The sequence below is a fragment of the Faecalibacterium sp. PGM34 genome (assembly GCF_054456555.1).
Genome location: NZ_CM136898.1, coordinates 1403984 through 1417959, shown reverse-complemented (window position 1 = coordinate 1417959; position 13976 = coordinate 1403984). Strand labels below are relative to the sequence as shown.

Below are 13976 nucleotides of genomic sequence, written 5' to 3'. Positions count from 1 at the left end.
TTCTGGGCAGGGGTCACCGACGAAATTCTTCCGGCCGGAAGGCCCGGGTACGGGCGGCTTTGCCGTCGGCGGTAAGCACCGAGAAGTACACATAGGGGGCCTTGTCCGGGATGTCAAACTCTGCATGGGTTACCGGCGAACCATCGGGGTTGCAGATGTTCCGGGCCACCTTGGGGCTGCCATGGGCAATGATTCGCTGGGCCGGGGTGCAGTCCAGGGTCACATGGTTCCGGTCAAAGGTCAGGTTGGTAATGGTGGGGCCGGTAGTGGCGTAGAAATCCCCCTTTTCTAAGGCCTCGATCACCGACTGATACTCCAGGTCCTTGGCCAGCACCTGGGTCCAGGCCCCAAAGGAGTCGCACAGCAGGGTGCCAAAGGGCTCCTTGTTGTGGTTGTCGTCGGCTCCGTGGACAAACAGGAACTTGCCCCGGCGCAGCAGCTTGTCAAAAAGGGCCAGGTTGCTCTCGCCGCCGCTGATAAGCTGGGAGCCGGTGTTGAACATCTCCAGGCTGAAGCAGCCCTGGTAGCTCAGCACGTCCTCCTCTGCCTCCATGGACCAGCAGGGGTGGTTGTAGGCCACCAGATAGCCCCCATGCCGGGCTTCGTCCATAAACTCCTGGACATAGGCCCGGTAGTACCGCCGGGGCCCCAGGTTACCCAAATGCTCCCGCTGCTGTGCCACCTCCAGGGGCATATACTTGCAAAAGTTGGGGTCAAAGCCCACGATGGCGGTGTTGTGGGGGTCCTTGGCCAGCAGGTTCAGGTGGATCTCCGGCCGGAAGGGGTCAAAGGCAGCAGTGCGGGAGGGCCGGATATAGGCCTCGTAGCCTGTCAGCAGGAGAAAGTCCGGGGTGGAAAGGGCGGTGTGGTCGTATGGAGCCTCGTGGTCGGTAATGGCCAGGATGGAGTAGCCTGCCTCCCGGTATGCCTCCACCAGCTGTTCCGGGGTAAGTCTGCCATCCGAAAGGGTGGAGTGGGAATGCAGATTGGCACGGTACTGCTTTGCTTGGGGGGTAATGTACGAGAACATAGTATGCTCCTTTCCCGTGAGCAAAAAGGGCAGCCGCCGTGGGCTGCCCTTCTTGCGATTTTTGCCTGATATCTTACTTCATGGCGGCCTTGGAATAGCCGGTCATCATGTACTTCTGGAAGATCAGGAACAGGATGACCACCGGGATGATGGCCAGCACAGCGCCTGCCATGATCTCGTGATAGTTGGAAACTGCCTGGCCTGCGAAGGTGTTCTTCAGCTGCGCCAGACCCACGGTCAGCACCCGGCGCACCTCGTTCTTGGCAATGATCTTGGGCCAGAAGTAGGCGTTCCAGCCATTGGTGAAGGTGACCAGGGTAACGGTGAAGATGGTGGCCTTGCTCATGGGCACCAGCACATACCAGATGGTGCCCAACCGGCTCAGGCCGTCGATGCGGCCTGCGTCGATGTAGCTCTGGTCAATGGACAGGAAGGTGTTCCGCAGCATGAAGATGTAGTAAGCGGACACGGCCTCCGGCAGGATCAGACCCAGGAAGGTATCGCACAGGTTCCAGTTGGCACACATGATGTAGATGGGGATAAAGGTGACCTGATGCGGGATCATCAGAGCGCCAAGCACTACATAGAACAGGGCTGCGCGGCCCTTGAAGCGACCCACGGCAAAGCCGTAAGCAGCCAGAATGCCGGTGCTCACCTGCAAAAACAGGATGCCTGCGGTCATTACGATGGTGTTCCAGTAATACTTCATGAAGTTCGCCTTCTGGAGAACGTTCAGATAGTTCTCCGGGTGGAACTCATGCGGGAACAGGGTGGGGATCACCAGCTGCACTTCTTCCGCAGATTTGAAGGAGGTGGCGATCATCCAGTACAGCGGGAACAGCATGATGATGGTCACCAGCACCGCCACCACAGTCTGGACATGGTAGCTCAGTGGGCGCTTTTTATGCTTGTGGAGCTCGTTGACCTCTTTGATCAGAGCCGCATTGTCCACGGGCTTATAGGTATCAGCCATTTTGCGTTTCTCCTTTCAAGTGGTCAGGAATCGTAAGTTACGGAACGGTCGGAGATCTTCATGGTGAGCACCGTGATGGTGAGCAGGATGAGGAAGAACATCACCGCTGCCGTGGAAGCACGGTCCATGCGGAAGTCCACCATTGCGTAACGGTAGATCAGGTAGACGAACACCTCAGTGGAGCGGGCAGGGCCGCCGGAGGTCAGGATATCCACCGACTGGAACACCTTCATGGAGGACAGGAAGGTGGTGACCAGCAGGAACAGGGTGGTGGGCGACAGCAGCGGCAGGGTGATGCGGAAGAACTTCTGGAAGCCGTTTGCGCCGTCCAGCGAGGCCGCCTCGTAGTATTCCGGCGAGATGCCGATCATGGCCGAGAGGTAGATCATCATGCCGTAGCCGATGACGCGCCAGCCGGTCAGCATCAGCACCGAGGGCAGCGCCGTGGATTGCTGGTTGAGCCAGTCCACAGCGGGCAGGCCGATGCACTGCAGCAGGTAGTTCAGAACACCGGCATCGGTGTTCAGGATCCACAGAAAGACCACAGCGGCCGAGGACATGGCAACGTATTTGGGCACAAAGACGAAGGCGCGCATCAGCCCAAAGGAGCGTGTGAGCCGGTTGAACAGCAAAGCCAGCAGCATACCGCCCACCATGGTCACAATGATCTCGCCCATCGAGTACAGGAAGGTGACCTTGAGGGAGTTCCACAGGTACTTTGCGCCGCTGCCTGCAAACAGCCACTTCCAGTTTTTCAGGCCGACATACATCCATGTGTCGTTCAGCAGGTTCCAGTCGGTAAAGCTGATCTGCACCAGCTTAACGATAGGATAGTAGGTAAAAACACCCAGCAGTACCAGCGCAGGCACTACAAAGAGAAAATCAACGAATTTGGACAGCGTGCGCTGGGAGAACAGGGGCTTTTTATCAGCCTTTACGGTGGGCACGGAGCCAGCAGCAGCTTGTTTCATGATCTCACGTCCTTTCAAAGAGTTGGGTCTGCGTTACGGGACAAGCCTCTGTGATCAGGCGTGATCCTCCAGGATCTCGTTGATCTCGGTGACCATATCGTTGGAGCCGGAGGTAACATCGCCGCCCTGATTCATCATGATCTCCATGTAGTTCTTCCATGTGGTGGCAAGCTCGCTCCATGCGGCGTTCTGGATGCGGGGATTGATGAGGTTCAGGTTATCAAAGATGCACTGGAAGGCAGGCTTCTTTTCCAGGAATTTCTTGCCTTCCTCCGTGTCCAGCACAGAGTTACGGGTGGGCAGATAGCCGGTGCCCTCGGCCCACTCCATATTGACCTCCTTGCCGCACAGGAACTGCAGGAACTGCCATGCAGCGTTCTTGGTGGCCTGATCGTTCTTGGAGGGGATGCCCAGCACGCAGCCGCCCACCTCAGAGTTCTTATCGCCGGTGGTAGCAGCGGGATACCATGCCATACCAACCTCGAAGTCCGGGCACTTGCTGACGTAGTTGTTGTACAGGGAAGAAGTGTGCATGACCGAGAAGGTCTTCTGGTCGTAGAAGTTCTGGCGCATGGTAGCGGAAGCATCGGTACCGGATGCAAAGTAGGCATCGCCTGCATCGCACCAGCCCTTGATCATATTAGTCACGCCCAGTGCTGCATCGCTGCTCAGGTCGCAGTCGTTGTCGTCGGTAATGATCTGAACGCCCTCGTTCAGGTACAAAGTCTCAAAATACCACTGATCCCAGCCCGGGACTACGGTGCCGTAGATGCCCTTTTTGCTGTGAACCTCAGCCAGGAAGGGGGTGAAGTCCTCGATCTTCTCGGGGATCTTCCAGCCGTTGGCATCGGCCATGGTCTTGTTGTAGTAGATGACCTGCGTGGAGTGCAGGAAAGGCAGCGCCACCTGCTTGCCCTTGTACTGGCTGCTGAGCAACAAACCTGCGGAGAAGTCGTCCACGTCGTAGCCGGTACCGGCAATGTAGGGGTCCAGATCCTCGTACAGGCCGCTGTCGCCGTAGGAGGCAACGTAGTCGGTGTTGGCAACTGCCACGGCGGGCAGACCGGTGCCGGCTGCATGGGCAGCCACCAGTGCCTCGTTGATGTCCTTGTAGGAGCCGATGTACTGAGCCTCCACAGTGATGAGGTTCTGGGTGGCGTTGAACTTCTTGACAACGTCTGCCACCAGCTCATCGTACTGGGACTCCAGTGCGTGCCACCAGGTAATGGTGATAGGCTCGGTCACTTCGTACTTGCTGGGGTCAGCAACCTCAGAAGCTGCCGAAGCTGCTGCGCTGGAAGCGGTGGTATTTGCCTTGCCGGTGGAGCCGCCGCCGGAGCAGGCGGTCAGAGCCGTTGCGGCTGCAAAGGTACCGGTAGCCATCAAGAAGCTGCGGCGAGAAATCTTTTTCATAATCGTTCCTTCTTTCATTTGTGTTTTTTAAAAGCGCACGGCCGTGCGAGCCGGTACGCTGATTCCTGAAAATAAGGGGCGTTCCTCTTCTTTGTGCAAAAAAGAAAAGCGAACGGGCCAAATTGCCTGAATATCCTTCAGGTTTCGTTCTGGCTGTCCGCTTGGCACGCTCATTCTCTGCAAGCAAGATGCAATTGTGATGCAGTTTCTTGCCCTGATGATATCACATAAAAGGACATTTCGCAAGAACGAAAATTCACTATTTATTATTTTTTTGTGCTATTTTTATAAAAATCGTCCAATTCACCTAAATTCATATTGAAATATAGGTCAATTTCACAACAGGCGAAGCGCCTGTCCCATCTCCCCCAGCGAGGCAAAAATGGCATCGGGCTGCACGTCTGAGCCTGCCACATCCTCAGGATGGGTCTCGCCGGTCAGCACCAGAACGCCCGCCGCACCGTTTTTCACGCCGGTGGCTACATCGGTGTAAAGGCGGTCGCCCACAAAGGCCACTTCAGCGGCAGAATAGCCGGTCTTATCCAGCACCATTTCTACGGTTTCGGCAAAGGGCTTGCCCAGATACTTCGGCTGCTTTCCGGTGGAAAGGCTGATGGCAGCGCAGAAGCTGCCGCAGTCCGGGATAAAGCCGGTCTCGGTGGGGCAGTTGATGTCCAGATGGGTGGCAAGAAAGACAGCGCCCTCCCGGATGAAGGTGCAGGCCTTGGAGAGCTTTTCGTAGGTCAGGGTGGTGTCAAAGCCGATGACCACGAGATCCGGCTTTTCGTCCACCAGCCGGATGCCTGCCTCGGTAAAACTTTCCACCAGCGGAGGCGTGCCCACCAGATAGACCGTCTTGTCCGGGCAGTGGGTCAGAAGGTAGCGGATGGTCACATCGCCGCTGGTCATGATCTCGTCCCGGGTAATGGGACAGCCCATGCGTTCCAGCTTTGCCATATAGTCCCGGGGGGAGCGGGAGGAGTTGTTGGTGAAAAACAGATACTCCTTCCCTGCTGCCTTTACCGCCTGCAAAAACTCTGCCGCGCCGGGCAGGATGCGCTCGCCCAGATAAAAGGTGCCGTCCATATCCAGCACAAACAGCCGGGTGCGTTTTAATAGCTCCATCTTGTCAGTCATAGCCTTAACCCTTTTCCTTTTAGCGGATCTCTTCGATGTGGTAGATGTAGTCCAACGAGCGCAGAGCTTCAATGATCTGGTGATGCGTTTTGTATTTTTTCAGTTCTGCGCTACAAATAGTAAACGTAATAGTGTACACGCTCAGGCCGGAGCCTGCGTAGGCGGGGTTAGATTCGATATCATCAATGCGCAGCCCCAAACGGCGGCTCACCGTGACAAAATCCCGCAGATAGAAGCTGCTTTTCAGCTCCAGATGGATCTCGAAGTGGTTGGAGCGGTTCAGCAGGTAGATTTCAAACGAGGGGAAGCACATCAGGATGCACAGCAAAAACACGAACACGATCAGGGTGACCGTGTACAGCCCTGCACCCACCGCAAAACCCAGCAGCACACAGGCCCACAGACCCACCGAGGTGGTCAGTCCCTTGATCTGCCCGCGGGAGCTGAACAGGATAGAGTTGCCGGACAGCATGGCGGTAGCCACGATGGTAGCCGCCGAAAGCAGCGGCAGCCCGGAGGGGTGTCCCGCCATGAGGAACTGATCCAGCAGCATGGCGGTGGTGGCGGAAAAGGAGATGAGCACAAAGGTGCGCAGACCTGCCGAGTGGCGCTTGCTGGAGCGCTCGCAGCCGATAATGGATGCCAGCAGCACGATCAAAAACACCCGCAGCAGCACCGAGTAAGGGTTCAGCCCGGTGGACCACCCGCCCAGAAGGGCGGCAATGGGGTCGGTTACAGGAAGGTTGCCCGCGATCATTATGCTCTCCTCCTTCGGAACGAGGCTGCCAGCGGCCCGGCAGTCCTCATGTAATGCTCCTCTGCGGCCTCAGAAAAAGCCAGCTCGTCCTCGTAAAAGGGGTCGTTATGCTTGGGCAGCTCCTCCTGTATCCTCTGGATGCGCTCGATGAGCAGCTCCACCTCGGTTTTCTGCGGGGCGTCCTCTTCCACCGGCAGCTCCACGATGTCCTCCAGCTTGTTGGAGTAGGACTTGGAAAGGTAGAGCGAAAGCTTTGCGCATGCGGGGCCGATCAGCTCGTACAGCACACTGGAAGCCAGAATGATGGTCTCCAGCACATCGCCGGTCTCACCGCCGAGGGTACGCGCGCCCATGGCCGCCAGACCAATGGCCACACCGGCCTGCGGCACCAGTGCCAGACCTAGATAGTTGCGGATGCGCTTTTCCTTGCCCACCATGGCACAGCCAAGGAAGGCACCGGCATACTTGCCAAGGATGCGCACCACAAAGTAGATGACGCCGATCTGCAGCAGGGATACCGAGCCAATGCTCTCGGAACTGTTGACCAGTGCGCCCAGATCAAAATTGACGCCGGAGCGCACAAAGAACAGCAGCAGAATGGGCGGACTGAAGTAGTTGAGCTGCTTGAACAGCCGCTCGTCGTCGGTCAGGTTGATATAGATCATGCTCATGGACATACAGCCCAGCAGGGGCGAAACATCCAGCATGGCGCAGATACCACAGAAGGTGAACAGCACCGCCACCGATACGATAAGCCGGTTGTCGGTAGAGCGCTTATGCAGCAGCAGCTTAAGGATCAGGCCGAACAGCCCGCCCAGCACGAATACCGCGATATTGAGCAGAATCGGCCGGACGATGCTGCCGGCATGGAAATCGCCGGTCATAGAGGCCAGCGCCACCGAGATGGCGATGCTGTACGCCAGCAGACCTACCATATCGTCCAGTGCCACCACCTGCAGAAGGGCCTCTACAAATTCGCCCTTGGCGCGGGTCTGCCGGATGGTCATAACGGTGGAAGCCGGTGCGGTGGCCGAGGCCAGCGCCGCCAGCACGATGGAGAAATTCAGCTCCAGCCCCAGCACAAAGTAGACCACGATGAACACCAGCACCGAGGCAAGACACGCCTCCATGACTGTGATGATCATCACCTTGGCACCGCTCTTTTTCAGGGTGGAGAACTTGAAGAACTCGCCGGTGCTGAAAGCGATGAAGGCCAGTGCGATATCCGCAATAAAGCTCATGCCGCTGACCACCCTGCCGGGCACAAGGTTCAGGCAGTAGGGGCCAATGAGGATGCCCGCCACGATGTAGGCCGTCACATTCGGCAGCCGCAGCCGTTTTGTGATGCGGGTCATGGCAAAGCCGGAAAACAGCATCAGTGCCACGGATACGATGATCACCGAAACCTCGGAGGTAATGTGAAGGGTCTCATAAACGGGGGTAAGCATGGCAGGCAAAGCTCCTTTCTATCCCGGCTGTAAGGCAGCACCGCCCGCGCTGCACAGCCCGCAGCGCTTGCCCTACAAATAAAAAAACAGGCTCGTACAGCTCTGAAAAAGGAACCTCTCCCCTTTTCTCTCACTGTCCGCCCTGCTCTTTGCTCTAAAAAGGCCGTCAACACCTGTATTCTGTTTTCAGTTCCATCAAATCGGCAACTTTGATGGACACAGAATAGCATAGTCCCCCGTGATTGTCAAGCAAATGTAAACATACTGTAAGTTTTTTGTACGATATGCTAATTTCCAGCCTGCAAAATAGGACATCTTGCCCAGATTTCTGCATTTTTTACTGAAATTCCGCAAAAAGATATTGATTTTATCTGTCAAAGCGTTCATAATACCTCTAATTGTAAAAGTTTTTGTGTGCAGAAATTGCCCCTGCAAAAGGGCAACAGGAGGAAGAACATGAAACAGGAGCTGATGGATGCCATTCAGGAAACGCCGGTCATTGCGGCCGTCAAAGATGATGCAGGGCTTTGCAACGCACTGACCAATGAGAATATCCGGGTGGTATTTGTATTATATGGAGATATCTGTAATATCTCCTCCATTGTGCGCCGCATCCACGAAGCCGGGCGCTTTGCTGTGGTGCATGTAGACCTTATTGCCGGGCTGGCGGGCAAAGAGGTGGCGGTGGACTTTATCCGCAATACCACCGAGGCCGACGGCATCATCTCCACCCGGCAGTCCTTCATCCGCCGTGCCAAGGAGCTTGGTCTGGTCGCCATCCTGCGGGTATTCCTGCTGGATTCCATCGCACTGGAAAGTCTGGATAAGATCCCCGCAAACCTACCGGACTGTCTGGATCTGCTGCCCGGTGCTATGCCTAAGATCCTGCGCCGCGTCTGCGCCAAAGCCAAGGTGCCGGTGCTGACCGGCGGGCTGATTGCGGACAAGGAGGACGTGCTGGCTGCACTGGAAGCCGGTGCTACCGCCATTTCCACCACCAATCAGGCCGTGTGGGATATGTGACCCGCATTCTGCGCAAAAGCGGCAGGTGTTTTTTGTAAGGGTTTCACAAAAAGTGCAAAACATCTTGCTTTTTGTGCAAGGACAAGGTATGATAAGAATCAACAAGTGCTGTTTGTTTCAAGAGATATGAGCGAAACGGACAAGGGCAGTTGCCTTTGTTTCGGTTCGCTCTTTTTTTGTACAAACAACAGATGCCCGGCTCCCGACGGGCCAAGGCAGAACGGACAGGAGGAAAAAAACAATGTATGATGTAGCAATCATCGGCTGTGGTGTCATCGGTGCCGCCGCAGCCTACGCACTGTCGCGCTACGACAACAAGGTGGTCATCCTTGAGGCCGAGAACGATGTGGCAGACTGCACCACCAAGGCCAACAGCGCCATTCTCCACGCAGGCTACGACCCCGCCCCCGGCACCCGCATGGCACGGCTGAATGTGCGCGGCGTGGCGCTGGCCAAGGAGATCTGCGCAAAGCTGGATGTCTCCTATAAGCAGTGCGGGTCTCTGGTGCTGGCACTGGACGAAAAGGAGCTGCCCCACCTGCAGCATCTGTTTGAGAACGGCACCGCCAACGGCGTGCCCGGCATGAAGATCCTTTCCAAGGAAGAGACCCTTGCCATGGAGCCCAACCTTTCTGAAAAGGTCTGCGGCGCACTGTGGGCCCCCAGCGCCGCCATCGTGAACCCGTGGGAGTACGCACTGGCCATGACCGAGGTGGCGGTACGCAACGGCGTGGAGCTGCGCCGCAACTGCAAGGTGACCGATGCCGAAGCCATCGAGGGCGGCTACCGCCTGACCGTGCCCGGCGGCACGGTAGAGACCCGCTGCGTCATCAACGCTGCCGGTATCTGGGCAGACAAGGTGCACTCCATGGTGGAGCCTGCTAACTTCCACATCATTCCCACCCGGGGCGAATACTACCTGCTGGACAAGAGCGAAGGCACCCGCGTGAGCCACGTCATCTTCCAGTGCCCCAACGAGCTGGGCAAGGGCGTGCTGGTAGCACCCACCGTGCACGGCAACCTGATCGTCGGCCCCAACGCAGAGCCGGTGGAGGGCAACGACACCTCCTGCACCAGCAGCGGTCTGGAATTTGTCAAGGCCACTGCCCAGCGCAGCGTGCCCAGCATCAACTTTGGCGAGTCCATCCGCAGCTTTGCGGGCGTGCGCGCCAATCTGGACGTGGACGACTTTATCATTGGCGAAGAGCCGGAAGCACCCGGCTGGATCGACCTGGCCGGCATGAAGAGCCCCGGTCTGTCCGCTGCCCCGGCAGTTGCTGAGGAAGCTGTTACCATCCTGCAGCAGCGCGGTGTTCTGGGCGCTGAAAAGGCCGATTACAAGGATGGCCGCCGCCACATCCGCTTCAAGGAGCTTTCCGCAGAGGAAAAGGCAGCGCTTGTCAAGGAACAGCCCGCCTACGGCCGGGTGATCTGCCGCTGCGAGACCATCACCGAGGGCGAGATCCTGGCAGCTCTCCACAGCGAGGTGCCCGCCAACACCATCGACGGCGTCAAGCGCCGCGCCGGTGCAGGCATGGGTCGTTGTCAGGGCGGCTTCTGCGGCCCCCGTGTGCTGGAGCTTATCAGCCGTGAGCTGGGTATGAGCCCCATGGACATCCTGCAGGACAAGAACGGCTCGAACGTTCTGGTCAGCGAAACGAAGGTAGGAGGAAAGAGCAATGGTTGATCTGGTCATTATCGGCGGCGGCCCTGCGGGCCTTGCTGCTGCCTGCAAGGCATGGGAAAGCGGTCTGCGCGACATCCTCATTCTGGAGCGCGACAAGGAACTGGGCGGCATTCTGAACCAGTGCATCCACAACGGCTTCGGTCTGCACCGCTTTGGCGAGCAGCTGACCGGCCCGGAGTACGCCGGACGCTTTATTGAGATGCTCAAGGACACCGGTGTGAAGGTGCAGCTGGACACCATGGTGCTGGAAGTAACCCCGGACAAAAAGGTGCACTGCGTCTCCAAGGAGTACGGCTACCAGATCATCGAAGCCAAGAGCATCGTTCTGGGCATGGGCTGCCGCGAGCGCACCCGTGGTGCCATTGGTACCCCGGGCACCCGCCCTGCCGGTGTGTATACCGCCGGTGCAGCACAGCGCTATGTGAACATGGAAGGCTATCTTGTGGGTAAGCGGGTGCTGATCCTCGGCAGCGGCGACATCGGCCTCATCATGGCACGCCGCATGACCCTTGAGGGCGCAAAGGTGCTGGCCTGCGTAGAGGTGATGCCCTACTCCGGCGGCCTGACCCGCAACATCGTACAGTGCCTGAACGACTTTGACATCCCCCTGTACCTCTCCCACACCATCGTGGATATTCAGGGCAAGGACCGCGTAGAAAAGGCCATCGTGGCTGAGATCGGCCCCGACCGCAAGCCCATCCCCGGCACTGAGATGGAGTTCGATGTGGACACCATTCTGCTGAGCGTGGGCCTGATCCCCGAGAACGAGCTGACCAAGCAGGCCGGAATCGAGATGGACCCCCGCACCAAGGGTGCTATCGTGTACGAGAACATGGAGACCAGTATTCCCGGCGTGTTTGCCTGCGGCAACGTAGTGCAGGTGCACGATCTGGTGGACTTTGTTTCCGGCGAGAGCGAGCTGGCCGGTGTAGCTGCTGCCAACTACGTCCAGAACGGCCCTGTGGCCGAGGGGCGTGTGCTGACCGTGAAGCCCGGCGCAGACCTTGGTTACACCCTGCCGCAGCGCATCCGTCTGGAAGGCGTGGAAAAGAGCACCAATGTGTCCTTCCGCGTCCGCCGCATCTGCGGCAAGAGCACCATCCTTGTCAAGAGCGGTGACACGGTGATCGCACGCTTCAAGCGCGACCGCCTTGCTCCCGGCGAGATGGAGCACATTGCCCTGCCCAGAGTGCTGCTGGACAGAGCCCCCGTGGACGAAGTGACCATTGAGATCGAGGAGGCATGAGCGATATGAAAGAAGTAATTTGCACCTGCTGCCCTCAGGGCTGCCATCTGCAGGTGGATGAAGCCAACGACTACAAGGTGACCGGCAACGGCTGCCCCAACGGCATCACCTACGGTAAGGAAGAGCTGACCCACCCCACCCGCATCATTACCAGCACCGTGCGCGCCGAGGGCTGCCTGCACTCCCGCTGCCCGGTCAAGACCTCCAAGCCCGTGCCCAAGGGACAGATGGCTGAGGTTGTCGCTGCCCTGGACAGCGTGGTGCTGCACGCGCCCATCCATGTGGGTGACGTGGTGCTGACCGACGTCTGCGGCACCGGTGCAGACATTGTGACCTGCCGCGATATGGCATAAACTCCCCCCTTTACTCCGACAACATTTTTCAACCTCCCTTCCTATACACGCTATAAACAAAGCAGCCGCTGCGCCTTACCGTGCAGCGGCTGCTTTGCGTGTGGGGAAATCCCCCCTGTGTAAACACGATTTGGAATGCGCTCCGCGTTGCTCTGCGCATCATCAGCGGAAAGATTATTTTTATTTCGGGGTTCAGAAACGCCTGCGGGCGTTTCTGAACCCCATTTTCACAGGTGGGATTTGGATACGAACTCTTGGGGAAGGTGGCATCGCCGCAGGCGATGACGGAAGAGTTTTCCCCGCCGCGCAGATGTTTCCGTAGGAAACCAGCGTGGCAGCTGCCAGTTGCTGTTACGCTCCTTATCCGTGAAAATGGGATAGCGGAACGCCCGCAGGCGTTCCGCTATCCCGAAAATAAAAATAATTCTTCCGCTAAACATGGCCGGAGCGGTAGCGGAGGCCATTCAAAATCGCCCGTCCCGCATTGCCGCCCGCCGGGCGGCATCACTCCAGCCGGAAGGCGTAGCGCAGAAATTCTGCGATCTGCTGGGTGTGCGGTGCACTTTCCGGCACAAACAGGTAGTAGGTGTGCGCCACCCGGGGGTCGGCGTCCGCGCCGGTGCCCGCCACAAAGCGGCTGGCGGTCATATCCACCGCAACGCAGACGGTTTTGCCTTCTGCGTTCACCTCGGTGCACAGGGCGCTGCCCAGCTGCTGCTGCAAGTCCTTTGGCAGGATCTCCCGCAGGTCCCGCATGGGCATATTGTCCTTGTAATAGGCCAGCACCTCGTCGCTTGTCACCACAAAATCCAGCTCGTGGGTCAGGGTGTAGGCGATCAGCTTGCCATTGCTGGCAGAGGTGTAGTCGCTGGCATCTCCACCAAGGTCAATGTACAACGCATCGTCAAAAACGATCCGCTGGCGGCGGCTAAGATCCTGCGTGGCGGCGTAGTCCTTCTGGATGCTTTCCGCCGGGAAAAGGTTATATTCATCGTTGGTAAAAAAGCCCTGTAACAGGATTTCTTTCTGGCTTTGTACCACTGCGTCCCCGATGTAAAAGCCCACCGCCAGCAGCAGCACCAGCCCCATGATCCAGAAGCGGTAGTAGTGCAAAATGTAGCCCGCGCGCTGCCGGGGGCTCATGGGGCGCAGCTTTGCCCCTTCCGCTGCTTTCCAGCGTGTAAAGCGTTCCCGCAAGTTCATCTTTTCTGCCTCCCGCTTACAGCAGCCCGCGCTTCTGCATTTTTTTGCGCTGTTTCCGCTCCCGGTCTGCCTGCTCCCATGCAGCCTGCTCCTCAGCAAGCTCGCCGGTGTATTTTTTGAACACCGTGTTGATGAAGTAGGAGGACACAAAGATAGCCAGCCCTACCCACACAAAAAACACACCGCTCATGTAAAAGCAGCCCACACCGGCCAGCGCCCAGAGCAGCGCCAGCGTCAGGGTGACGGGCAGGTTGCCCACCGCCATGATGAAACTGTTGCCCAGCAGCTTTTTCAGCGGGAAATCAAACACTGCCAGCAGCGGCCAGATGTAGAAGGTGCAACCCAGAAACAGCATCGTCAGGCAGAGCACCAGTGCCCCCACCAGAATGGCGGGCAGACCGCCCACAAAGAGGTAGAGGTTCCACACGCCAACAAGGTCGGCGGCAAAAAAGGCGATGCCGGCCGCTTCCAGCAGCCACAGCAGGGTGGCTTTTTTGAAATGCTGCTTAAAAGCGCCAAAGAACCCTGACAGGATGCTGCCCTCGGTGTCACGCACCTGCCGCATGGTATAGGCGTAAAATGCGGTAGTGGCAGCGCCGATGGTCACCAGCGGTAGGCTGGTAAGGGACCACAGCAGGCTCATGCAGGTAACATCGGCAACCTTGCCGATGGCGTTCCAGAATTTGTTTTCCGGGTCAAAGATTCGGCTCATGTGCGGTGCGTTTCCTTCCTGTA

Annotated in this window: 13 protein-coding genes; 4 read left to right on the top strand and 9 right to left on the bottom strand. The window is 57.8% G+C overall.

Going from position 1 to position 13976, the window contains the following annotated elements:
- Positions 1-13 precede the first annotated feature (13 nt).
- The 7 genes from ACXPUX_RS06650 to ACXPUX_RS06620 all read right to left on the bottom strand — a co-directional run bounded on the left by ACXPUX_RS06650 (position 14) and on the right by ACXPUX_RS06620 (position 7729).
- Positions 14-1030, bottom strand: coding sequence for a PHP domain-containing protein (locus ACXPUX_RS06650; protein ID WP_458830965.1), 1017 nt, complete (start codon positions 1028-1030; stop codon positions 14-16).
- Between the two features lie 73 nt (positions 1031-1103).
- Complete coding sequence (locus ACXPUX_RS06645; RefSeq protein ID WP_458830964.1) at positions 1104-2003, bottom strand: carbohydrate ABC transporter permease; 900 nt, start codon at positions 2001-2003, stop codon at positions 1104-1106.
- A 23-nt stretch (positions 2004-2026) separates the two neighbouring features.
- On the bottom strand, positions 2027-2974 hold the full coding sequence (locus ACXPUX_RS06640) for a carbohydrate ABC transporter permease (RefSeq protein ID WP_458830962.1): 948 nt from the start codon (positions 2972-2974) through the stop codon (positions 2027-2029).
- Between the two features lie 54 nt (positions 2975-3028).
- Entirely contained in the window at positions 3029-4387 is a 1359-nt protein-coding gene (locus ACXPUX_RS06635) for an ABC transporter substrate-binding protein (RefSeq protein WP_458830960.1), read from the bottom strand.
- Between the two features lie 336 nt (positions 4388-4723).
- Positions 4724-5524, bottom strand: coding sequence for an HAD-IIA family hydrolase (locus ACXPUX_RS06630; RefSeq protein ID WP_458830958.1), 801 nt, complete (start codon positions 5522-5524; stop codon positions 4724-4726).
- Positions 5525-5543: 19 nt separating this feature from the next.
- Positions 5544-6281 carry an MgtC/SapB family protein gene (locus tag ACXPUX_RS06625; RefSeq protein WP_458830956.1) on the bottom strand — a complete coding sequence of 246 codons (738 nt, stop codon included), beginning with the start codon at positions 6279-6281 and terminating at the stop codon, positions 5544-5546.
- The gene (locus tag ACXPUX_RS06620) at positions 6281-7729 is read right to left on the bottom strand and encodes a cation:proton antiporter (protein WP_458830954.1); all 1449 of its coding nucleotides are present in this window, start codon (positions 7727-7729) and stop codon (positions 6281-6283) included. The genes ACXPUX_RS06625 and ACXPUX_RS06620 overlap by 1 nt, the downstream gene beginning before the upstream one ends.
- A 456-nt stretch (positions 7730-8185) precedes the next feature.
- Here ACXPUX_RS06620 and ACXPUX_RS06615 point away from each other — a divergent pair, with 456 nt between their 5' ends.
- The 4 genes from ACXPUX_RS06615 (at position 8186) to ACXPUX_RS06600 (ending at position 12038) form a co-directional block, all read left to right on the top strand.
- A complete protein-coding gene (locus ACXPUX_RS06615) occupies positions 8186-8752 on the top strand; it encodes a glycerol-3-phosphate responsive antiterminator (RefSeq protein ID WP_458830952.1) in 567 nt (188 codons plus the stop codon).
- Between the two features lie 241 nt (positions 8753-8993).
- The gene (locus ACXPUX_RS06610; RefSeq protein ID WP_458830950.1) at positions 8994-10439 is read left to right on the top strand and encodes an FAD-dependent oxidoreductase; all 1446 of its coding nucleotides are present in this window, start codon (positions 8994-8996) and stop codon (positions 10437-10439) included.
- Positions 10432-11685 (top strand): NAD(P)/FAD-dependent oxidoreductase, encoded by a 1254-nt coding sequence (locus ACXPUX_RS06605; protein WP_458830948.1) that lies wholly within the window; start codon positions 10432-10434, stop codon positions 11683-11685. Before ACXPUX_RS06610 ends, ACXPUX_RS06605 begins: the two co-directional genes overlap by 8 nt.
- A 5-nt stretch (positions 11686-11690) precedes the next feature.
- Entirely contained in the window at positions 11691-12038 is a 348-nt protein-coding gene (locus ACXPUX_RS06600) for a DUF1667 domain-containing protein (RefSeq protein ID WP_458830946.1), read from the top strand.
- 504 nt (positions 12039-12542) lie between these two features.
- Here the strand turns inward: ACXPUX_RS06600 and ACXPUX_RS06595 are convergent.
- Positions 12543-13241: a hypothetical protein gene (locus ACXPUX_RS06595; RefSeq protein WP_458830944.1), complete on the bottom strand. Its 699-nt coding sequence runs from the start codon at positions 13239-13241 to the stop codon at positions 12543-12545.
- A 16-nt stretch (positions 13242-13257) separates the two neighbouring features.
- Complete coding sequence (locus ACXPUX_RS06590) at positions 13258-13953, bottom strand: YesL family protein (RefSeq protein ID WP_458830942.1); 696 nt, start codon at positions 13951-13953, stop codon at positions 13258-13260.
- Positions 13954-13976 lie beyond the last annotated feature (23 nt).

Coding starts and splice junctions, on each gene's coding strand:
- ACXPUX_RS06625 (WP_458830956.1), bottom strand. CDS start 6,281: ATGATCGCGGGCAACCTTCCTGTAACCGACCCCATTGCCGCCCTTCTG.
- ACXPUX_RS06600 (WP_458830946.1), top strand. CDS start 11,691: ATGAAAGAAGTAATTTGCACCTGCTGCCCTCAGGGCTGCCATCTGCAG.
- ACXPUX_RS06605 (WP_458830948.1), top strand. CDS start 10,432: ATGGTTGATCTGGTCATTATCGGCGGCGGCCCTGCGGGCCTTGCTGCT.
- ACXPUX_RS06595 (WP_458830944.1), bottom strand. CDS start 13,241: ATGAACTTGCGGGAACGCTTTACACGCTGGAAAGCAGCGGAAGGGGCA.
- ACXPUX_RS06640 (WP_458830962.1), bottom strand. CDS start 2,974: ATGAAACAAGCTGCTGCTGGCTCCGTGCCCACCGTAAAGGCTGATAAA.
- ACXPUX_RS06630 (WP_458830958.1), bottom strand. CDS start 5,524: ATGACTGACAAGATGGAGCTATTAAAACGCACCCGGCTGTTTGTGCTG.
- ACXPUX_RS06615 (WP_458830952.1), top strand. CDS start 8,186: ATGAAACAGGAGCTGATGGATGCCATTCAGGAAACGCCGGTCATTGCG.
- ACXPUX_RS06635 (WP_458830960.1), bottom strand. CDS start 4,387: ATGAAAAAGATTTCTCGCCGCAGCTTCTTGATGGCTACCGGTACCTTT.
- ACXPUX_RS06590 (WP_458830942.1), bottom strand. CDS start 13,953: ATGAGCCGAATCTTTGACCCGGAAAACAAATTCTGGAACGCCATCGGC.
- ACXPUX_RS06650 (WP_458830965.1), bottom strand. CDS start 1,030: ATGTTCTCGTACATTACCCCCCAAGCAAAGCAGTACCGTGCCAATCTG.
- ACXPUX_RS06620 (WP_458830954.1), bottom strand. CDS start 7,729: ATGCTTACCCCCGTTTATGAGACCCTTCACATTACCTCCGAGGTTTCG.
- ACXPUX_RS06610 (WP_458830950.1), top strand. CDS start 8,994: ATGTATGATGTAGCAATCATCGGCTGTGGTGTCATCGGTGCCGCCGCA.
- ACXPUX_RS06645 (WP_458830964.1), bottom strand. CDS start 2,003: ATGGCTGATACCTATAAGCCCGTGGACAATGCGGCTCTGATCAAAGAG.